The organism is Mesorhizobium sp. M0676 (assembly GCF_040320535.1).
Classification (GTDB): Bacteria; Pseudomonadota; Alphaproteobacteria; order Rhizobiales; family Rhizobiaceae; genus Mesorhizobium.
Genome location: NZ_JAMYPU010000033.1, coordinates 22,446 through 43,016 on the forward strand (window position 1 = coordinate 22,446; position 20,571 = coordinate 43,016).

Annotated in this window: 16 protein-coding genes; 4 read left to right on the top strand and 12 right to left on the bottom strand. The window is 61.3% G+C overall.

The genetic code is table 11. The annotated features are described in order from the left end of the window. The first annotated feature begins 164 nt into the window (after window positions 1-164). Window positions 165-1,580: an adenylate/guanylate cyclase domain-containing protein gene (locus NKI35_RS26855; RefSeq protein WP_352741837.1), complete on the top strand. Its 1,416-nt coding sequence runs from the start codon at window positions 165-167 to the stop codon at window positions 1,578-1,580. A gap of 15 nt (window positions 1,581-1,595) precedes the next feature. On the opposite strand, the gene NKI35_RS26860 is transcribed toward NKI35_RS26855, so the two are convergent. From NKI35_RS26860 to NKI35_RS26890, 7 genes are all read right to left on the bottom strand, one after another. Continuing rightward, window positions 1,596-2,075 carry a class I SAM-dependent methyltransferase gene (locus NKI35_RS26860; protein WP_352741858.1) on the bottom strand — a complete coding sequence of 160 codons (480 nt, stop codon included), beginning with the start codon at window positions 2,073-2,075 and terminating at the stop codon, window positions 1,596-1,598. A gap of 147 nt (window positions 2,076-2,222) precedes the next feature. Then, on the bottom strand, window positions 2,223-3,404 hold the full coding sequence (locus NKI35_RS26865; protein ID WP_352741838.1) for an ABC transporter permease: 1,182 nt from the start codon (window positions 3,402-3,404) through the stop codon (window positions 2,223-2,225). Then, window positions 3,401-4,399, bottom strand: a complete 999-nt coding sequence (locus tag NKI35_RS26870; RefSeq protein ID WP_023672136.1) for an ABC transporter permease — start codon at window positions 4,397-4,399, stop codon at window positions 3,401-3,403. The genes NKI35_RS26865 and NKI35_RS26870 overlap by 4 nt, the downstream gene beginning before the upstream one ends. A gap of 2 nt (window positions 4,400-4,401) precedes the next feature. Continuing rightward, window positions 4,402-6,300 (bottom strand): ABC transporter substrate-binding protein, encoded by a 1,899-nt coding sequence (locus tag NKI35_RS26875; RefSeq protein WP_023672137.1) that lies wholly within the window; start codon window positions 6,298-6,300, stop codon window positions 4,402-4,404. Next, on the bottom strand, window positions 6,297-8,192 hold the full coding sequence (locus NKI35_RS26880; protein ID WP_023672138.1) for an ABC transporter ATP-binding protein: 1,896 nt from the start codon (window positions 8,190-8,192) through the stop codon (window positions 6,297-6,299). Before NKI35_RS26880 ends, NKI35_RS26875 begins: the two co-directional genes overlap by 4 nt. Window positions 8,193-8,343: 151 nt before the next feature. Next, window positions 8,344-9,684 carry an adenylate/guanylate cyclase domain-containing protein gene (locus tag NKI35_RS26885; protein WP_023672139.1) on the bottom strand — a complete coding sequence of 447 codons (1,341 nt, stop codon included), beginning with the start codon at window positions 9,682-9,684 and terminating at the stop codon, window positions 8,344-8,346. A gap of 303 nt (window positions 9,685-9,987) precedes the next feature. After that, window positions 9,988-11,166 (bottom strand): DUF3095 domain-containing protein, encoded by a 1,179-nt coding sequence (locus NKI35_RS26890; protein ID WP_352741839.1) that lies wholly within the window; start codon window positions 11,164-11,166, stop codon window positions 9,988-9,990. A gap of 74 nt (window positions 11,167-11,240) precedes the next feature. On the opposite strand from NKI35_RS26890, the gene NKI35_RS26895 reads away from it, so the two are divergent. Together NKI35_RS26895 and NKI35_RS26900 are read left to right on the top strand one after the other, a co-directional pair. Beyond that, window positions 11,241-12,329 (top strand): glycosyltransferase family 4 protein, encoded by a 1,089-nt coding sequence (locus tag NKI35_RS26895; protein ID WP_352741840.1) that lies wholly within the window; start codon window positions 11,241-11,243, stop codon window positions 12,327-12,329. Further along, window positions 12,326-13,084 (top strand): polysaccharide deacetylase family protein, encoded by a 759-nt coding sequence (locus tag NKI35_RS26900; RefSeq protein WP_352741841.1) that lies wholly within the window; start codon window positions 12,326-12,328, stop codon window positions 13,082-13,084. The genes NKI35_RS26895 and NKI35_RS26900 overlap by 4 nt, the downstream gene beginning before the upstream one ends. Before the next feature lies 1 nt (window position 13,085). Here the strand turns inward: NKI35_RS26900 and NKI35_RS26905 are convergent, their stop codons facing one another. The 3 genes from NKI35_RS26905 to NKI35_RS26915 all read right to left on the bottom strand — a co-directional run bounded on the left by NKI35_RS26905 (window position 13,086) and on the right by NKI35_RS26915 (window position 17,265). Continuing rightward, a complete protein-coding gene (locus NKI35_RS26905) occupies window positions 13,086-13,937 on the bottom strand; it encodes an MBL fold metallo-hydrolase (protein WP_352741842.1) in 852 nt (283 codons plus the stop codon). Window positions 13,938-14,048: 111 nt separating this feature from the next. Then, window positions 14,049-14,516: a cyclic nucleotide-binding domain-containing protein gene (locus NKI35_RS26910; protein WP_023672144.1), complete on the bottom strand. Its 468-nt coding sequence runs from the start codon at window positions 14,514-14,516 to the stop codon at window positions 14,049-14,051. A gap of 34 nt (window positions 14,517-14,550) precedes the next feature. Further along, window positions 14,551-17,265, bottom strand: coding sequence for an ABC transporter transmembrane domain-containing protein (locus NKI35_RS26915; protein ID WP_352741843.1), 2,715 nt, complete (start codon window positions 17,263-17,265; stop codon window positions 14,551-14,553). Window positions 17,266-17,531: 266 nt separating this feature from the next. Here NKI35_RS26915 and NKI35_RS26920 point away from each other — a divergent pair, with 266 nt between their 5' ends. Continuing rightward, entirely contained in the window at window positions 17,532-18,203 is a 672-nt protein-coding gene (locus NKI35_RS26920; protein WP_352741859.1) for a class I SAM-dependent methyltransferase, read from the top strand. Here NKI35_RS26920 and NKI35_RS26925 read toward each other — a convergent pair. After that, a complete protein-coding gene (locus NKI35_RS26925) occupies window positions 18,181-19,329 on the bottom strand; it encodes a glycosyltransferase family protein (protein ID WP_352741844.1) in 1,149 nt (382 codons plus the stop codon). The genes NKI35_RS26920 and NKI35_RS26925 overlap by 23 nt on opposite strands. Then, window positions 19,326-20,570, bottom strand: a complete 1,245-nt coding sequence (locus NKI35_RS26930; protein ID WP_352741845.1) for a glycosyltransferase — start codon at window positions 20,568-20,570, stop codon at window positions 19,326-19,328. The genes NKI35_RS26925 and NKI35_RS26930 overlap by 4 nt, the downstream gene beginning before the upstream one ends. Window position 20,571: the final 1 nt, after the last annotated feature.

Sequence of the window (20,571 nt, forward strand, 5' to 3'; positions counted from 1 at the left end):
TCGAAGATCGGTCCGGCCAACACGCCTAGAGCCGGATGATTTCAGGTCTGTCCGACCTGAAATCTGAATCCGCCTCTGAATCAGGAAGAGCATGATGTCGTCCGAAAACCGCTTCACACTTTTCGGCATCATGCTCTAGCGGCGCAATTTCCGGAGCCTGCACGATGACCGAAGCTCAGGATCTGTTCTCGCTTCTGCGGCAATCGACCGATGTCGATCCGCAGGCAATCGACGCAATCCGGCAAACCATCGCCGAGGGCAAGGACCGCGAACTTTGCCGCATCAATGCGCTGGCCTTCGCCAGCAAGCATGGCCTCGACGAGGAACGCACCATAAGCGCCTTTCTCCATGCGGCGCGGGTGGGCATCTTCGACATTTCCTGGAATGTTCTGTGCCCCGGCTGTGGCGGCGTGCTCGACACCAACGCCACGCTGAAAACCATGCAGAAGGACGAATACAGCTGCGCGCTGTGCTCCCAGGGCTATTCGCCGACACTCGACGAGATGGTCGAGGTGACATTCACCGTCAGTCCCCGCGTGCGCAGGATTGCCGCCCACAATCCACACGAACTGCCGTTGGTGGAATATTACCGCCAGATCTACTGGGCGTCCGGGGCCGATCTGCCGGACGAGGATCTGGCGGAAAAGATGGAAGCGTTCTCGCTGGAAGATATCGAGCTTGCGCCCGGTGAAAAGGCGGTTCTGCACATCCAGCTTCCGCCCCAATTCATCATCGTCTTCGAGCCGGTCACGCATTCGGCCCAGTTCATCGACGCGAAGGGCGAACCGGCAAAAGAGCGGCGAAACCTCTCTCTGGCCTTCGACCGCGACCATGTCCAGAGCCAGACGCTGGAGATGCAACCCGGCCCATTGCGCATTTCGCTGGAAAACAGGACCGACACGCGCGTGCTGCCGACGGTCTTCATCGCCTGCCCGGTATTGCATGATTTCCTGGGCAAGCGCCGGCCCTTCGTGACCGCCAAGCGCCTGCTCACCAACCAGACGTTCCGGGATCTCTATCGCACGGATACGCTCGACATCAACCAGCGCCTGAAGATCACCAGCCTGACCTTCCTGTTCACCGATCTGCGCGGATCGACCGAGCTTTACGAGCGGGTGGGCGATCTTTCAGCCTTCGATCTCGTACGCGAGCACTTCCAGGTTCTGCACGAGATCGTCGCGGCGGAGGCAGGGGCGGTTGTGAAGACGATCGGCGATGCGGTGATGGCGACCTTCGCGACGCCTGACCGTGCGATTGCCGCGGCGCTGCGGATGCGCGACGCCATGCGGGCGCTCAATGACAAAAGCGGGCGCGAGGACCTTCTGCTCAAGATCGGTGTTCATGCCGGCCCCTGCATAGCCGTGTCCATGAACGAGCGGCAGGATTATTTCGGCCAGACGGTCAACATTGCTTCGCGGGTGCAGAACCTCGCCAACGCACAGGCGATCTTCGCCACGCGTGCGGTGGTCGACGACAATCTCACCGCCGATCTGTTGCACAGGAACGCGCTGACGCCCGTGCCGCACGAGGTCTCGCTGCGCGGCATCGAGCGGGAGATTGCGGTTTATACGATCCCCTGAAGAGTTCTCTACCGCTCACACGCGCTTGCAGAGGAAATAACGGTCGGCGGGCTCCGAAGTGGGCGCCGGGAGGTGTTGCAGCTGCGGGTGATCGAGCGGCGTGCCACTGACCGCGAAGCCGCCGACGCGAAGCAGGCTCGCAATCAGATCGGGAAGCCAGGTAGCGGTCACTGCATCGCGATCGTCATAGCCGGTGCCAATGTCGGCATGAACAAGGGCGGCTTCGATGCCAATGAACTTGCGGCCCGTCTCGCGTATTTCGCCGAGCACGAGGTTTTCAGCTTCGGGAATTGAGCTAGTGTGCGCGCCAACTTCGCGGTCGAACACCACGATCCGGCGCCCGGGCAGAAGCTCGCGCAGATGGTGGAATGTCCGGCCATTGCCGAGGCCGAGCTCAAGCACAAGCCCCTCCATCTTCGCCACCTCGGGGCAGATTCGATTGAGAATGTCGCGCTGCGCGGTCATCCTGCTGATGAAATTATCGAGGCGACTCATATGCGATTGTGTGTCCTGAACCAGCAGCCCCGATCGAGGCTTGCTGCATATAAAGGCGAACGACGAACCCTGCAATAACGCAACCGGCCGCCGACAAGCGTCATACCGGGTGGAGTGTTCGGCAGGCCGCGCGGTGGAACAGCGATATCACTTGTAGGGGTCTGCGGCGTCCCGCAAGCCGTCGCCGAGGAAGTTGAACGCCATGATAACGAGGATGACCGGCAGCATCGGCAAAAGCAGCCATGGATAGAACGCGATCACGCTGACGCTGCGCGCCTCGGTGAGCAGGATGCCCCAGCTGGTTATCGGCGCCCTCAGGCCGAGCCCGAGGAAGCTCAGCGCCGTTTCGCCCAGGATCATGCCAGGGATGGAGAGCGTCGCCGTCGCGATCAGATGCGACATGAAGCCGGGAATGAGATGCCGCCTGATGATGCGGCTGCTTCCGGCGCCCATCAACTGCGCCGCCAGAACGTAATCCTCCTCGCGCAAGGCCAGAAGCTTTGAACGCACGGCCCGCGCCAGTCCGGTCCAGTCGAGCAGCCCGAGGATGACGGTGATGCCGAAATAGATCAGGATCGGACTCCAGGTTATCGGCATGATCGCCGCCAGGGCCAGCCATAGCGGAATGCTGGGAATCGATTGCAGGACTTCGATTATCCGTTGGACGATCAGGTCGAAGATACCGCCGTGATAGCCGGCCAGTCCGCCGATGACGATGCCGAGCAGGAAGCTGAAACTGATGCCGACGAGGCCGATAGTCAGTGAAATGCGTGCGCCATAGATCATGCGCGAGAGCACGTCGCGCCCCAGCCTGTCGGTGCCGGCCAGAAACAGCTGCCCGTTTTCGGCAGGACAGACAAAATGCCTGTCACCTTCGATCAGGCCCCAGAACCGATAAGTGTCGCCCTTGCAGAAGAAACGGAGCCGCTGAACATCGTCGTGGTTCTCGATGTAGTTCCGCTTGAGCGTGTCCATATCCAGCGTCATCTGGCGGCCATAGACGAACGGCCCGACGAACTCGCCATTGTGGAACAGGTGCACGTGCTGCGGCGGCGCATAGATGTAGTCCATGTTGCGCGAGTGCAGATTGTAGGGCGCCAGGAACTCGCAGATCAGTATCCCGGAATACAGCACTGCCAGGAATATGCCGGATATAAGCGCAAGCCGGTGTTTGCGGAATTTCCACCACATCAGCCGCAACTGCGATGCCTGAAAGACCTTCGATTGCTCCGGCGTCATCGCCTCGACCGACTGCAGGTCGAAGGGCGCGCCGGAAACGTAGTGTTGCAGTGGAGCACCCGGAGCGGGCAGCGGCGAGTCCTGCTTCATTTGGTGCTGCCACCCTGCAAACGAATTCGTGGATCAAGCAGCGCCAGCGCCAGGTCGGAAATCAGCACGCCGATAACCGTCAGGAAGGCAAGGAACATCAGGAATGACCCTGCCAGATACATATCCTGGCTTTGCAGCGCCTTGATCAGCATCGGCCCGGTCGTTTCCAAAGACAAAACGATAGCCGTGATCTCAGCGCCGGAGATGATGGCCGGCAGGATCGAGCCGATGTCGGAAATGAAGAAATTGAGCGCCATGCGCAGCGGATATTTGACCAGCGCCTTGAACGGATGCAGGCCCTTGGCGCGCGCCGTAACGACATATTGCTTGTGCAGTTCGTCGAGCAGATTGGCGCGCAGCCGCCGGATCATGCTCGCCGTGCCGCCGGTGCCGATGATCAGGACCGGGATCCAGAGATGGGCGAGGATCGACTTCGCCTTGGCCCAGCTCATCGGCTCGCCGAGATATTGCTGGTCCATGAGGTGGCCGATGGACGTGCCGAACCAGATGTTGGCGAAATACATCAGGATCAGCGCCAGCATGAAATTCGGAATGGCAAGGCCGAGAAGGCCGAAGAAAGTCAGGCCGTAGTCGCCCCAGCTGTATTGATGCGTGGCGGAGTACATGCCGATCGGAAAGGCGATGAGCCAGGTGAAGATGATCGTGACGAAGGAAACCAGCACGGTCAGCCACATTCGGTCGCCGACGACGTCGCGAACCGGCAGTTCATATTCGAAGGAATAGCCGAAATCGCCGTGCAGCATCCCGCCCACCCAGTAGAAGTAGCGAATGACCGGCGGCTGGTCGAAACCATATTCCTTGCGCATCATCTGGATGCGGTCGGAATCCACCGCTTCGCCCTGGGCCCGAAGCTCAGCGACATAGCTGTCGAAATAATCGCCCGGTGGAAGTTCGATGATGGTGAACACCAGCGCCGATATGACCAGCAGCGTTGGAACCATCACGGCGATGCGCCAGACAAGATATCGAAGCACGCTCAGGAGCCTCCAAGCCAGAATGTGTCCAGCAAATAGACACCGAAATAGGAGGTCGGGTCGTAGCCGTAGAGTGCTTTGTCAGGCAGGTTGCGCAGCCGCGAGGATACCAGAATCGGCTGAAGTGTTTCGTTCACCGTACCGATAGAGAACACCTGATCGGTGTAGATCGACAGCATCGAGTTCCAGATTTCGGCGCGCTCGCTGGATTCGGTCGATCCGTTCCAGCGCTTGAGCAAAGCCATCAACTCGACCACTTCAGGAACATCGGGCGCCTCACCCATCTTGCCATGCGACAGATAGTAAGCGCCCCAGAGCGGCCATTGCAGCTGGTCGTCGATGGTGGGGGCCAGCTGGTATGGATTCATGTCGGCGGTCGGCACGCCATTGTCGATGCCCGACGACATCGACATCAGGATCTGGCCGCCAAGCGCACGGCTGCGGAAGATGTCGCGCTGCGAAGTCCGGATGAACAAAGCGATGCCGATCTTGCGCCAGTGATCGGTGATGAGTTCGAGCGCATCGGTTTCCAGCGTGCTTTCGCCGGCCGTTTCCACGATGATCTGCGCCGGGCGTCCATCGGGAAGTAGCCGCAGGCCGTCATCGTCACGGGCCTGAAGCCCGACCTCGTCAAGCAGTGCATTGGCCTGGTCGGGATCGTGGGCGACCCAGGCTTTCGCGAATTCCGGCCGGTAGAGCGGGCTCTCCGGCAAGACCGTATCGGCGCTTTCCTGCGCCAATCCGTAGAAGACGGCCATGTTGATCTCGCGCCGGTCCACAGCGAGCGAAAGGGCGCGGCGCACGCGCACGTCACGCAAAAGGCCGCGCCACACCGGGTCGGCACAATTCAGATTGGGCATGAGCGCCAGCCGCGAACCCTGTGTGCGTTTCCACAGATGCATCTTCACCGGGTAGCGCTTCTCCGCGTCCTTCAGGAAGGAGTAATCGCTGAAGTCGATTCCCATGCATTGCAGGTCGCTCTCGCCCGCACCGGTCTTGGCGGAGATGATCGCCGACGAGCTGACATTCATGATGATCCGGTCGACATAGGGCAGTTGCCGGCCGTTCTCGTCTGTTCGATGAAAGAACGGGTTGCGCTCGAAGATGAACTGCTCGGCCGGCGGCTTGGTCCGGTTCTGCCAGGGGTCGAGTGTCGGCAGATCCGGGTTCTCCGGGCGATACTGCCGCGACATGCGGATGTGCAGCAGCGTCCATTTTGCGGTCCGGTTCTCCTTCATCAGGCCGGCGAGCCGGAATGGATCCTGATATTTCTTGTGGAACTGCTTGAGATAAGCGGCTGGCAAAACAAGCGGTGTCGGCGAAGCAGCGGCAAGTTTGGGCAGGAAGTCGGGATTGGGCGCGTCCCAACTGTAGCGCACCGTCAATGGATCGACGATCTCGAAACGTGGCGGCTTGCCGTCCGCCAGCAGGGCAGGGGCGAGCCCCCCTTGCGAAAGCTCATCGTTCAGCCAGACATCTTCCCAGCAATAACGAAAATCCTCCGGCGTCAGCAGGCTGCCGTCTGACCATTTATGGCCTTCACGAATCTTGAACGTGAAGACGCGATCATCCTTTACGTCGAAACTTTCGAGAATGTCGGCCTGAAAGTTAAGCTTTTCGTCATAGCCGACCAGCCGGGAATACCCGTAGATCGTCATCATCCGGATATCTTTCTGGCTGCCGATGATCGTACGCAGCGTGCCGCCATACTGGCCGGGCTGCCGGCCCATCGCCGCGAGGTTCAACGCGCGCGGGCTTTTGGGCAGGCGCTCCGCGAGGGGCGGCAGAGCCCTGGCTTTCAGCTGCGGCTGAAGAAAATCCGGCTCCAGATCGCCGGCGCGCGCCGTGCCCGGCAGAAATGCCGAAGCCATGAGACCAAGGACAGTGCGGCGGCTGATCAATGGCGTAACTCGCTGACATCGGCCGAACGTCGGGCCAGCACGAGATGGCCGCCGCCGAGATCGAGCGGCGACAGCATATCCTCTTCGCCCTCGTCGCGGAATTGCGGGCCCCATGCGCTGGTGTCGGAAGCGCCGCCGAGCTTCAGCGTCTTGAAATCCATCGGCCGGTCGAGATCGGGGAAGGGGACTGCGGCGAGCAGTGAGCGCGTGTAGGGGTGGATCGGTTTCCTGAGCAGAATTTCGCGCGGTGCAAGCTCGACGATACGCCCGCCGCACATCACCGCGATGCGGTCCGCCATGTAGTCCACCACCGCCAGATTGTGGGATATGAACAGGTAGGTCAGGCCCAGTTCCTTCTGCAGGTCCTTCAGAAGGTTCAGGATCTGCGCCTGCACGGAGACATCGAGCGCCGAAACCGGCTCGTCGCAGATCAGCAGTTCAGGCCCCAGCGCCAAGGCGCGCGCAATGCCGATACGCTGACGCTGCCCGCCGGAGAAGCTGTGGGGATAACGCTGGATGAAGCGCGGATCGAGCCCGATTGCCTGCATCAGGCTCTTGACTGTGGCTAGCCGGGACGCGGCATTGCCACGTTGATGGATTTCCAGCGGCTCGCTCAAGATGTTTTCCACTGTCATGCGAGGCGAAAGCGACGAAACCGGATCCTGGAAGACCATCTGGAGTTTCGCCCGCAGCAAGCGCAGGGCGTCTCCCTCTGCTTCCAGGACGTCGATCGGTCCGTCGCGGCCGTTGAAGATCACGGAGCCGCCGGTAGGGGTGACGGCCCGCATCAGGATCTTGCTGACGGTGGTTTTGCCGCAGCCGCTTTCGCCAACCAGGCCCAGGCACTCACCCCGCCTGATGTCGAAGCTCACGCCGTCCACGGCGCGAACAGAGGTCTGATGGCTCCCGCTGAACCATCCGGAGTTGCGGATGGTGTAGACCTTTTTCAGATCCCTGACCGACAGCAGAATGTCGTCCGGCCCTTTCGCTTCCGGCGCCGTCTGCTTGCCCAGCAGGGTCCCAACATTCACCGGCACCTCGCGGAGCGCCTTCAGCCTTTCGCCAGGCTTCAGGTCGAAATGCGGAACGGCTGCCATGAGGCCCTTCAGGTAAGGGTGGCCTGGCCGGCGGAATATTGCCTCCACAGGGCCTGCTTCCATGATCTCGCCATGGTACATGACGACCACCTCGTCGGCGACATTGGCGACCACGCCGAGGTCGTGCGTGATCAGCAGCATTGCCATGTTGAGCTTGGTCTGGAGCCCACGAAGCAATTGCAGGATTTGCGCCTGGATGGTGACATCCAACGCCGTCGTTGGCTCGTCGGCGATCAACAGAGCGGGCCGGCAGATAAGCGCCATGGCGATCATGGCGCGTTGCCGCAATCCTCCCGAAAGTTCAAATGGATACATGTCGTAGGCGCGCTTGGGATTGGGAAACCCGACGAGGCCGAGCATTTCCTCGGTCCGTGCCTTGCGCTCCGTCCGATCCATGTGCGTATGAATCTGCAGGGATTCGCTGACCTGGTTGCCGATCGTGTGCAGCGGCGACAGCGATGTCATCGGCTCCTGAAAGATCTTGCCGATGCGGCTGCCTCTCAACGCCCGGATTTCGGGTCCGTCTCGCGGCATCTGCAGGATATCCTGCGTCGTGCCGGGCTTTTTGGGATCGGAAAACAGGATACGGCCGCGAACATGGGCCGTGTTCGGCAAGATGCCCATCACCGCCTGGCTGAGAACCGATTTTCCGGAACCGGACTCACCGACAAGTGCGGTGACCTTGCCGGGCAGGACGCGAAGATTTGCCCGCCTGACGGCATGCAACGGTCCCCCGACAATGGCAAAAGAGATGCCAACATCCTCGATCCGCAGCAGATCAACGCCTGCATCCATTCCCACACCAGCCCCAATCTGGCGCCTCCCGACCGGCCCCAAAAAGCAAGACTAGCGCATTGTCAGCGCAGAGCAACTTGGATTCGAAACGAATTCCCCGGCGACCGGCGGCCGGACAGCATACCAGGGCGTCCAGATCGGATGGTGGTGACTACTGGAGCTTCCTCCGGTCGCCTGCCGACAGCCGCGCGGCATCGCGATGAAGTAGCATGACCTGCTCGGCGTCCGATATCCGATCGTGAAACGGCTGCAGCGCAGCGTCTTCATCGAGTGCGAGAGCACCCGACAGATCGGGTGAAAGCACCGTCAGCTTCTGCTTGCTGCCCGCCAGTTCCTCCTCGCCGAGCGTCAGCCAACTGTTGGCCCCGCAATAACCGGCGAAGTCCTTGCTGGCGAGAACGCTGTGCGGATATTTCTTGGTGAGGGTCTGGAGACGCTGGACCTCGTTTACAGCCGAGCCGAAGACGGAGAATGTGAGTCGGTCGGTAAGCCCGACATTGCCGAACATCACATTGCCGACATGCAGGCCGATACCAAATTTTATGTCGCCCAGTCCTTGCTCTTTTCTGCGCAGATTGAGCTCCATCATGCGCATGCTGGCCTTGTGCGCAGCCGCAAGAGCAGCCTGGCAGGCGATCTCTGACTGCGCCCGGTGCCTTTCGCAGGGGTAGACGGCAATGAATCCATCCCCCAGGAAACTCATGATCTGCCCGCCTTTGCGATTGAAAGGTGCTGCGATGGCATCGAAAAACTGGTTCAGCGTATCGATATAGACTTCGCGGCCGGAGGTTTCGGCGAGCCTTGTCGACCCGCGCATATCGCCCATCACCAGCGCGGCCCGGATTGTGTCGCCCTCGCCGCGCTTGATCTGGCCGTCCAGCACGCGCCTGCCGGCGTCACCGCCGAGATACGTGGTCATCATGTTGTCGGCGAGCTTGGTGAGCACCGCCATCTTGCTTGCTATGGCGAGATGGTTCTGGATCCGCAGCAGCGCCGAAATCATGCTGTCGCTGAAGCCTGAAGCACTGTCGGTGGACCAGGACCCCAACATGCCCTGACTTGTATCGCCGTTGAAGGGATGGACGAAAGCCATGTAATCGGTGACGCCCATAAGCCTGAGCTCATCGAAAACAGGAAACTCCGACCGCACCGACGGGTCGAGCCGGCGCCGCAGATGGTCGAGCTTGTTGCTGAGCAGATGGTAGTATGGGCTGGTCAGGAATCTGTCGGAATGGACGCCGTTCTCACTCCGGAAGCCTTCCACTTCCAGGCCTTGGCCGCGAATCCAGGTGAAACCGAGCGCGTCATAAAGCGGATGCAGCATCGAAAAGCTCAAATGCACCCGCTTCAGCGGCAGGCCGGCAGCAGCCAGCCGTTCACAAAAACCCTTGACCAATGTTTCCAGGTCGTCGCCCGCCAGCGCCGATTGGGTCAGCCAATCGGCAACCTTATCCATGAGAATGTTGGAAATTTCTGCTTGCGCTGTGCTCATGCTATCTCGAAACCCGTCGAAGACGAGCCATCTCCTTTGATCCGCAAAATTCTCGAAGTCAATGAAGCCGGCTTCGGGGGCAGAAGCCGGCGAAGAATATCCCGAATGACTGTCCTTGCAGGAAGCAAGCAGACGTCGACCGCACAAATCACCTGCAACACTATGTGGCGAGGCTGCCGGCGAAGTGCAATCCCGATCCTGACATCGCGCAAATAATTGGTCGGCTCAGGCACCGTTGGGCTCGCCGGGTCTCAAGAACCATGGCCGCGGCGCATTGCGGAAAATCGATTCCCCAAGCCGTCATCAGACCGGCGCCTTCGCCTTCAGGCTTGCGGCAGCCATTGCATAGCCGCCGGCGGCGCCATCGATGAAGTGAACATGATCGCGCTGCAGCGGCGAGATGACGAGGCATGTCATCAAGGCCGACTTCTGGCGGTGAAGGCCATAGTTGCAGATGCCGGCCTCTTCCGCTTGTTTCAGCCGGTTCTCGATCCGCTGCAACACATCCGCGTCGACGTCGATGGTCATCTTCAAGCCGTCGTCGAACTTGCGGAAATCCGAATTGCTGGCCACCTCGCGCTTGTAGACCTTCGGATCGAAACCGCCGATCGTCCAGCCCAATTTGTCGGTGACGGCCGTAAGCGTCATCAGGAAGATCACCCACAGCTTGGCCAGCCACCGCCGCCCCGGCGGCGCCGTGGCCCGTGCCTCGACATCGAGACCGGCGGGCAAGAGACTATAGGCCGGACCGTCCACCGGCACCGGGTGGCCATCGCGCTCCTGCCTGCCGGCAAGGGTGATGATGTCGGAAGCCAGAAACTGGAAACCACGCAAGTCGCGCGATGCCCCGGGCACGGCTATGATCGAGACAATTTCGCCATGCCGGGCTTCGATCGGGTTCCAGCGGCAGGAGAGGCCGGTCAGATCCGGCCGCGCGCCGGCCGGGGCGGGGTCGACGCGGTAGCGCCCGGCTTTCATTTCGGCTTCCGCCCAACTGCCGCCGCCGCCGGCGAACATGGCATAGAAGGCTGCTTCGGAGGCCTGGAACCTCGCCACGCGAACGTCGAGGCCTTGCGCTCTTATGTCCTTTATCGGCACGATTGCGGCACGCAAGGTCAGGTCCAGTTCGTCCGCCACCCATGTCTGGACAGAAGCCAGCGCGTTACGGGCGATCTCCAGCGCCGAGCCGGGAAACGCCACGAGCGCGCCGTCGCCGCCGAAGACGAAGGGAAGATCTTGCCGGCCCAGTGCATTGAGCAGCGCCGAAATGACGCTGGCGCCGGCCATATTGACGGTTTTGTAGCGCCCGGCTTCGATCGCCTTGGTCGAGCCGACGATGTCGGCGGTGGCCAGCGCCCAGCCATCGGGGAGAGGCCGATAGTTGTCGATATCGGCAACGCTTTCGAACTTTGCGAAGACCGGCAAAGAAGCGACGAACGGGTCGGACGCGACAGCTGTTTCCATAAGCATCAGATAGCACATTCCAGCGCTTGAAGGTGAAGTCGATCATGCCTCGAAATTGACTTGGGCAGGCTTTGCGATGATAGGATCGCGCGATGCGAATTGCCTTCTACGCCCCGCTGAAGTCGCCCAATCATCCCGTTGTCTCCGGCGACCGCCAGATGGCACGGATGCTGGTCCAGGCGCTGCAGCATGGCGGGCATAGCGTCGAACTGGCATCGGAGTTGCGCTTCTATCTACGCCAGCCGGAACCGAAAAGTTTCGATGCGCTCATGATCGAGGCCCGGGACGAAGCCGCGCGACTGACAAGGCTTTGGGACCGTGACGGCAAGCCCGATCTCTGGTTCTCCTATCATCCCTACTACAAGGCGCCCGACCTGATCGGGCCCGAGCTGGCGTTGGCCTTTGCTGTCCCCTATGTGACGGCCGAAGCCTCCTATTCCGAACGGCGCAACGCCGGTTCGTGGGCCGATAGCCAGGCATTGGTGGCGCGAGCCATCGAGCAGGCGGCGCTGAACATCTGCTTCACGCAAAGGGATCGCCAGGGGCTGGCGGATGCTGTTCCCCACGCCGCTCTCGGTATGCTTTCACCCTTCATCGACACATCGGCATTCCACGAAATGCCGGTACTGGATTATCCGATGCGCCTCGTGACCGTCGCCATGATGCGCCCGGGCGACAAGGTCTTGAGCTATCGCATGCTGGCGCAGGCGCTCGGGTTGATCGGCCACCTCCCCTGGACGCTGTCGGTCGTCGGGGACGGACCTGCCCGTGACGAGGTAAAGGCGCAATTCGCCGGCTTGCCCGCCGACCGTATCGAATGGCTTGGCGCGATTGAGCCGGTCGCCGTGCCGGATGTCCTCTATCGCGGGGGAATCTACGTCTGGCCGGGTTACGGCGAGGCCTATGGCATTGCCTATCTTGAAGCACAGGCCGCCGGCCTTCCGGTGGTGGCTCAGGACATTGCCGGCGTGCCGGAGGTCGTGCGGCATGGCCAGACCGGGTTTCTCACCCCGCCAGGCGATGTGGCGGCGTTCGCTTCCGCAATTGCAAGGCTTCTGGCCAATAATGATGAAAGAACCATCATGGCTGCAGAGGCCAGACGTTTCGTTCTCGAAGAACGCTCTCTCGGTGCTGCAAAGGCCCGCCTGGCCGAACTTCTCAAGATGATCCCGTTGTCATGACATCCGACCCGACTTGGCAGCCCCTGGTGGACGAGCTGGCGCACCGGCAACGGGCGGGCCGCAAGGCAGAGTTCTGGCTGCGCGACGATGACGCCGTGGATCCGACGCCGGCGCTCGATCGGTTGCTCGACCTCACCGGTGACTTCGCGGTGCCGGTCACTCTGGCCGTCATTCCGGCCCGGACCGACGGGACGCTTGTCGTCCGGCTTGACGCGGCGCCGCATGCCACGGTCGCCATTCATGGCTGGGCGCACCGAAATCATGCGCCCGAGGGTCAAAAAAAGCAGGAGCTTGGCGCGCATCGGCCACGCGAGGTGGTGCTGGATGAGCTGGCCGGCGGGCTGTCGCGTGTAAGCGGCCTGCACGGCGCACGTGCGGTTCCGATGCTGGTGCCGCCCTGGAACCGGATCGACGCCGGCCTGGTACCCGACCTCCGATCGATAGGATTTGCGGCATTGTCGGTGTTCGGGCCGCCAAGGCCGGCTTCCCTGGCGGTCATCAACAGCAATGTCGACATCATGGATTGGCATGGCACGCGCGGCTGCCGCGATCATGGTCTGTTGGTTCAGGCCATCGTCGCGCAATTGCAGCGTGCATTCGGCGGCGGCGAACCGGTCGGCCTGCTCACCCACCATCTCGTCCATGATGAATCGGCCTGGCTTTTCCTCGAACGGCTGTTCACGATCACCGCGCGGGCAGAAGGCTGCGCATGGCTTCCGATCAGCACACTGACAGAACGCAGCGCCGGAAAATAGCTCAGCGCTTTTTGTGCAAGACTGGAAATGTGAGCGTCTGGCCATCCCGCGCCGCAAAAGCGCCGGCAAATCTGTCTTTGGCCAGTTTCTCCATCTCGTCCAGCTCATCGTCGGTGCGTGCCGGATCGTGGTGAAACAGCGCAAGCCCGCGCGCGCCGGCCGCCTCGCAGAGCTTGACGCCCTGTTGCCATGTCGAGTGCCCGTTACCGCGGTAGCGCTCCATTTCCTCCTCGGTGTAGGTGCAATCGTAAATGACGAGGTCGGCATTCTCGATCAGGCCGAGCACCGCCGGATCGAGTTTGCCCGGCTCGTGCTCGGTGTCTGTGATGACCGCCACGACGCGGCCCCCCCATTCGACCCGGTAGCCGATGCAGCCGCCCGGATGGGTAAGACTACCGGTCCGCACAACAACTCCTTCGCGCGGCCGAAGCACGTCTCCGGATGCGAAATCGCGGCAGTCGAGGCTCGCCTTGCAGACACCGAGTGTCACCGGAAACCATGGCGGCCGAATGAATTCATCGACCATCTGCCGCGTCGTCATGCGTCCAGCCAGATGCCCGGACCAAAGCGTAACTTTGATGCCTCGTTCATAAATAGGCTTGAAAGCCGGCAGCCCGATGACGTGGTCGTAGTGGCAATGGGTGAAAAACAGGTCGAAATCGGTGACGTCCGCCGCCCGAAGCGTCCTGCCGGCAGGCCGCAAGCCGGAGCCCGCGTCGAACAGAAGCGTATGCTTGCCGCATTGCATCTCGATGCAGATCGTGTTGCCGCCATAGCGAGCAAATTCTGGCCCCGACACCGCAATGCTGCCGCGCACGCCCCAAAACCTGACAAGGAAGAAATCGTCGTCCATGCACCCTTTCGCCCATCGTAGCCAACCAACTGCTGCCAGAGTCGTTCCAGGAAAGGTGTGACACGGTTCCGGAAACTGCATCAAAACAAAGAAACAGAGCGGCTCGCCGCTTCAGTGCAACTGTGAATCGCTCTCGGCCGTTCGTGCGTCGATCAGGTCCGCGGTCGTACTGCTTAGCCTATCGGCAAGAACCCGCAATATCTCGATGGTCATTTCGGGAAACTCCTTCATAAGCCTCAGGAAATGGTCCTTGCGGATTCTCAAGGCCTCCAGCTCACTTGCCGCTTTGACGGTGGCAGTACGGGAGCTGTTGCACAATATGGCAATCTCGCCAACGATCGAATTTGGCAGCAATTCGGCAACTTTGATCGGCCCATTGTCGGAATCGACCAGAATATCCGCGCTGCCCGAAAGGATGACATAGGCGGCGTCTGCCTCGTCGCCCTGCCGGAAAAGAATCTGGCCGGCACTGTAGTTCACGCGATCGGACGTGAACGCGAGCAGCTTGAGCTTTGTCGGCTCGATGCCAGAGAACAAGGGAACGCGTTGCAGCATTCCAACTTCATCCTTGAGCAGCATTGTCGCAAACCTTCCTGAATTCGCGTTTGCCAGACTATGACACAAGTTCCTTGAAGATACCGTTTCCCGCCAGGAGTGTCTCGTGTGTTCCGTCTTCCACCAATTGGCCTGAGTCAAAGACCACAACGCGATCGAACATCGCCGCCATTGCCGGATTCGTCACCACCCACACAATTGCCGGCGAATGGCCGTCGCGTCTGGCTTCGTCGAGCACATTTCGCAGCACCTTATCCTGCACGCGCTGGTCGAGCGCCGACAGCGGCCGATTGAGAATGAGGAAATCGGGACGCTTGAGCAAGGCGCGGGCAACATCGAGCTTCTGTCGCTGTCCGCCGGTCAGCCGCCTGCCGGCGGCGCCGACGTTGAAGTCCAGGCCGACATCCAGAAGCTCGGCATAAAGCCCCAGTTCGTCAAGAATATCATAGACGATGGAGCGAATGCGGTCCGGCGCGTCGGGATGGTTGTTGCCGACACGCCCGAACAGGACATTGTCCATGACGGTGGCTGCGGCGATATATTTGGCCGGGTCAAACCGTTCGACAGCTTTCTCCAGCTCGGCCGGCAGGTTTTCATAGAACTGGTTGCGTGCAGCGATGATCTTGCTCATCAACTCGTCGGTCAGCAGGCCGAAGCGATGCCGGGGCTCGATATAGGCAAAGCTCAACGTGACCATCATGGCGCGGTCGTTCTCCGAAACCGCATCGTAGGGGCGATTCTTGAGCCGTTGCAGCAAGGTTTCGTAGGCGGGTATCTCCTCGGCGCTCATGAAGGCGAGCTGCTGGAAGAACTGGTGTTCGGGCGGGAGGTCGGCAAACAGCTCGATCGCCTGTTCGGCGATCTCCATACCCATTTCGTAGAGCGTGCGATCGAGGCCGGCTTGCTTCAGCACGGAAGCAAAATAGGGATTGGACGCCAGTGCCTTGTGAGCCAGTTCGGGGCCGGCCGCGGCGCCGAAGAGCAGGTTCTGGCCGATCGTCGCTTCCTTGTTGTAGGCGCCCGGTTCGAAAGGAACCACCAGCGCGCTCAGGCCTTCTTCCTCCAACCGGGTTCGCAGCGCCGCACGCAATTCGACGATCCGCCCGGCAAGCTTCGTGTGGCGCTTGAGGTCGGCCGAAGAGCGCAAGCCAAGATCCAGAATGTCGCGCGACAGAAGAACCGCGTCGAGCACCCGGCGCACGGCTTCGAAGAGGTCGTGCGGGCCGGTGGCGCCGGCGGAGGCATAGTTGATCCAGTCGCTGCGGATATCGAGATCCGGATTGCCCGACCGGCGCGCCTCGTCGATGTTCCAACGGTGCTGGTCCGCCGCGGCGCCGTCATATGTCACCGATGTCAGCGGCGCATGCTTCAACCCGTAGAGCAAATTGTCGCGCAGGCTTGCCTGGAACAGGAAAACATCCGACGAAGCGTAGGATATGCGCCGGCCGGTCACGGCTTCGGGGAGATCGAGCAAGTCATCGGAGCCCGAAACGATCCTTCCGCTATCCGGCCAGGTCAGCCGCGCAAAGGCTTCCGCAAGCGCCTCCGCTCCCCCTGTTGCGGTGCTGACCAGCGCCACCGTCTCACCCGGCTTGACCTCGAGCGAGATGCGATTGAGGAGCATTGCGCCGCCATCGTCGGCTATGGACAGGCTGATCGCCGACAGCGGCTTGGTCATCGGATCGGGATCGTCGATCGTCAGTGCTCCGATTTCCGGCGCGATGATATTCTCGACGGTGAACTGTTCGACGACCTGCTGATATTTGACCTGGACATCCTGCCGGTCCTGATCCCAGTCGATCAGTTCCTTCATCGGTCCGGGCAAGTCCTTGTAAGCGCCGATCACGGCCACGAGCTGGCCGACATCCAACCGCCCCTGAATGACCAGATAGCCACCGATCATGTAAAACAGAAAGGGCGTGAGCTGCGCGAGAAAATTGTTGAGGAACTTTACCATGAATTTCCATTGGTAAAGATCGAAGCGGATTTTGAAGATGAGCCCGAGCCGGGCTGCTATGTCGGCGCGCTCGTAGTTCGACGTATCGTGGACGTGAACCGCGCCGATGCCGTCGACGATTTCGCCAACCCGGCCTGAAAGCGCGCGCGCCGTCAACTGCCGCTGGCGCCCGAGGACGAGCAGCCGCCGCCGCATCCGCGGGATAAGCACGATCTGGATCGCGACGATCACGACCGCTATCATTCCGAGCCAGACGTTCTGCACCATGATGAACAGCATGGCCGTCAGCGCCTGGCCGCCGAGCAGCACCGGCTGCAGGAAGGCATCGCCGATGAAGCCGCCCAGCGGCTCCACCTCGTCCTTCACCATGGTCGCCACTTCGGCGGATTTCACCCGCTTGAAGTAAATCGGCGGAAACCGCAGCACACGATCGACCAGGTCGAAGCGGATACGCCGCAGCATGCGTTCGCCGAGCCGCCCCTTGTAAGTGTTGATGTAGAGCTTGAACAAGCCGTTGATGACGACCAGCAAGAGGAAAACAAGGCTGAGCGCAAGCAGCGTCGACGTGCGGTCGAGCTGAAAACCGGAGAAGAACTGCACCTCGCCGATGAACGGCAGGTTATAGTGCAACCTCATGAATGGCAGGGTCGCGCCCGGTTGCTCGAACCCCTTGCCCTGGATCGGGCCGTTGACGATCAGCTTCGGCAGGTCGAACGACATGAAATACGGGACCATCGAAAGCACGACGATCATCAATATCCAGAGCTGCTGCTTCCTGGTGTGCGTCCAGATATAGCGGGCTAGGCTGGTTTCCATATGCGATTGTCAGTTTGAAGGATGCGGAATGTAAAGGCACCTGCTGGCGAATGGTGTATCGGCCATGTCTTCGCCGCCACCGAAGACCTCGAAGCGGCAGCTGCGCGCCAGCCGGATGGAGGCCGATGGTCCGGACAAATGCAATCGGCCTCCTCGGGGCAATGGCGAAACGGCTTGCGGCACAATCGCGTCCGCAAGTCGAACAGCCTTGCATGAGGCAAGATTGCGTTGTGTCGCCCGAAATCCCAACATAGAAGACGAATATGATGGATGTCACGCAACCACGCAATGCCGGCATGGATGGGCATGAGCAAGCCCTGGACCTCACGCGGGGAATTGCCGCCTATCTCGACCACCCTCTCGTGACCGGGCTGGCGCGCGTCATCGCCAAGCATCCGCAGGCCGATATCGCCAATGCCTTCAACCACAAGCAGGTCGCCTGCAAGATGTGGGCGCTCGACAGGCTGTTCGAAAGCTGCGGCGGCCGGTTCGAGCGCATATGGGTTCTGGGTGGATGGTACGGCGTATTGCCGGCGATGCTTTTCAACGACGCCCGCTTCGACATCGCGGCGATCGACAGCATCGACATCGATCCCGAAGTCGGCGCGGTCGCCCGGACACTCAACCGGCAAGCCGGCGACCGGTTTCAAGCGCTGACGGCAGATATGTACGCACTCGACTATGCCGCCGGCGGGCCCGACCTGGTGGTCAATACGAGCTGCGAACACATAGCCGACCTAAGCGCCTGGCTTGCCCTGCTTCCGCAGGGCACGAATGTCCTGCTGCAATCGAACGATTATTTCAGCGAGCCGACGCACATCAACTGCGTGGCGTCACTTGCAGCCTTCGAAGCCATGGCGGCGCTGCGGCAGATCAGGTTCTCCGGTGAACTGCCGACAAAAAAATATACGCGCTTCATGCTGATTGGAACTGTTTGAAGCGCTCGCGCAGGATTTGCGCCGAGCGCCGCGCCCCTTCCAGATCGAGGCGATGCGCGGCTGGCGGCCGTCCCGCAAGCGCCTGTTCGATCGCTTGCGCCAGACCTTCAGGCGTCAGCTCCTCTTCCGTCAGCACCGTTGCAAGACCGAGCTCTTCGAGCATCAGCGCGCGACGCGTCTGCTCGGTTTCCCCGCCGGCTGCAAATGGAACGAGCAGCGAGCGACACCCCGCGCGCATGACATCGCAGACCGTGTTGTAACCCGCCTGCGAGACCGACAGGCGGGCGCCGGTCAGCAGGCTGGCGAAATCCTCGCGGAACCGGAAGATGGACAGGCGTGGGGTGGCATCGCGTGTGATCGCGTCAAACTCGTCCTTCGGCAGGTTTGGGCCGGTGATCAAACACCATGTCCAGGCGTTGTCGGGATTGCGCGCCGCCGCGATGGTGGATCTGACAAGGCTCTTTCCGGCCGCCCCGCCGCCAACCGACACCAGAACGTCGAAGCGCTCGGAGGCCGCGGGCGCCGGCGGCGCCGCAACGAGCCCGGTGTAGGCGACCTCGGCCCTGATCGCCCCAGCCAGCGGAAATGTCTTATCGATGGTTGCGAAAGCCGGATCGCCATGGACCATGACAAGATCGAAATGCCTGTTGACGAGATCGACGGTTTCCTCGTTTCGGCTCGGCTTGACGCGCTCCTGAAGGATGTCGCGGACGGACGTCGCCAGCAGCGGTCTGGGCGATGTCGTTTCGATGGCCTCGATCAGCGGCAGGAGTTCGAAACGCATCTGCCGGCGTCCAAAGGGAAACGCCTCGATAATGACGATGTCGGGCCTGTAATCCCGGAAAGCCTGCAGCAGCATCTCTGAGCGCCGCCTCTTGAAATCATCGTCGATGGCTTTGCCCTGCAGGTCGACAAGTCCGGAAAATCCTTCGTCACCGGAGGTGACAGGCGGCAGGGTCACGGATTTTACACCCGATCCCGGAAATCCCGCGATCGGCGCTCCGCCGGTCACGACGGTGACGTCGAACCCGTCATCGACCAGAGCCGCCGCAATGCGGCTGGCGCGCGCGAGATGGCCGATGCCGAGCAGGTGCTGAACATAGAAGAAAGCGCGCAGCCGCTTCATTCGGCGGCCCGCCACTCCCGCTCGAACAGTTCCTTGAGCTGTCCAATGCCTGCCACATGGTCGAAATTGCTTCGCACGCGCCGCTCCGCGGCGTCGCCGAGGCGGGCGCGCAGGATGGGATCGCGGATCAGGCGCTCCAGCGCCTGTGCCAGGGCAGTCGGGTTTTCCGAGGGAATCAGCAGCCCGGTTTCATCCGACGATAAAAGCTCCGGCACGCCGGAAATATCGGTCGACACGCAGGCAAGCCGCTGGCTGGCCGCCTCCACCAGAACATTCGGCAGGCCGTCCCTGTCGCCATCCGCGGTGATCCTGCAGGCCAAAGCGAAGATGTCGGCGCTGCGGTAGTGCTCGAGGACCTCCTCCTGCGCCAGCGCGCCTTTCCAGGAGACGCGGCCATCCAGTCCGAGCCTTTGCGCCAGCGCTTTCAGCCGTTTCAGTTCCTCGCCGCCACCGATATGCTCGAAACGCCACGCCAGATCGCCAGGCAAGAGGGCAAGAGCCTCGAGCAACGTATCATAGCCTTTCTTTTCAACGGCGCGTCCGACGCTCAAGATCATGACCGGTTCGGCCGGCGCCGAGCCGTCATGCTGTTTTCGCGCCTCGCCGAAACTGCCGAAGCGGTCAAGGTCGAGCCCATGATAGCTCAGATGCACGGACGAACTGCCGTTGGCGAGTTTTTTCAGATGGTCGAAGCCGGTTTTCGTGCACGTGACCGTCCAGCGCGCCGAGGAAAGCTTGCCGGCCAGATCCCAGTCCGCCGACGTCCAGATGTCCTTGGCATGGGCTGAGCAGCTCCAGGGCAAGCCACGAAGCTGGCTGGCATAGCGCGTCACAGATGCCGGCGTGTGCGCGAAATGGGCATGCAGCCATCCCGCGTCTTGCGGCCATTCGGCGGCCAACACGAGCGCTTGCCCGAAGCGGCGCGCGCGATTGCGGGTAAAGTCGCGGCGGATATCGGCAGCCAGCGATTTGAGCGCGCGCCAGAAGCCAGGCCGCGGCAGACAGGCAAACAGCGACCGAAGCACGCGCAGCGGCTCTCTGTGCAGATATTCCGGTAGATAGTGGACGGGGGCCTTGATCTCATCGTGCACGGGATGACGTTTTGCGTCGGTCGGCCGCCTGAGCGCGAAAAGTATCAGGTCGAACCCCGCACGCTCCAGACCGAGCAGCTCCTGCGCGATGAAGGTTTCCGACAGCCGCGGGTAGCCCTTCAGAACCACGACGATCTTGCGGTGTTGCAAC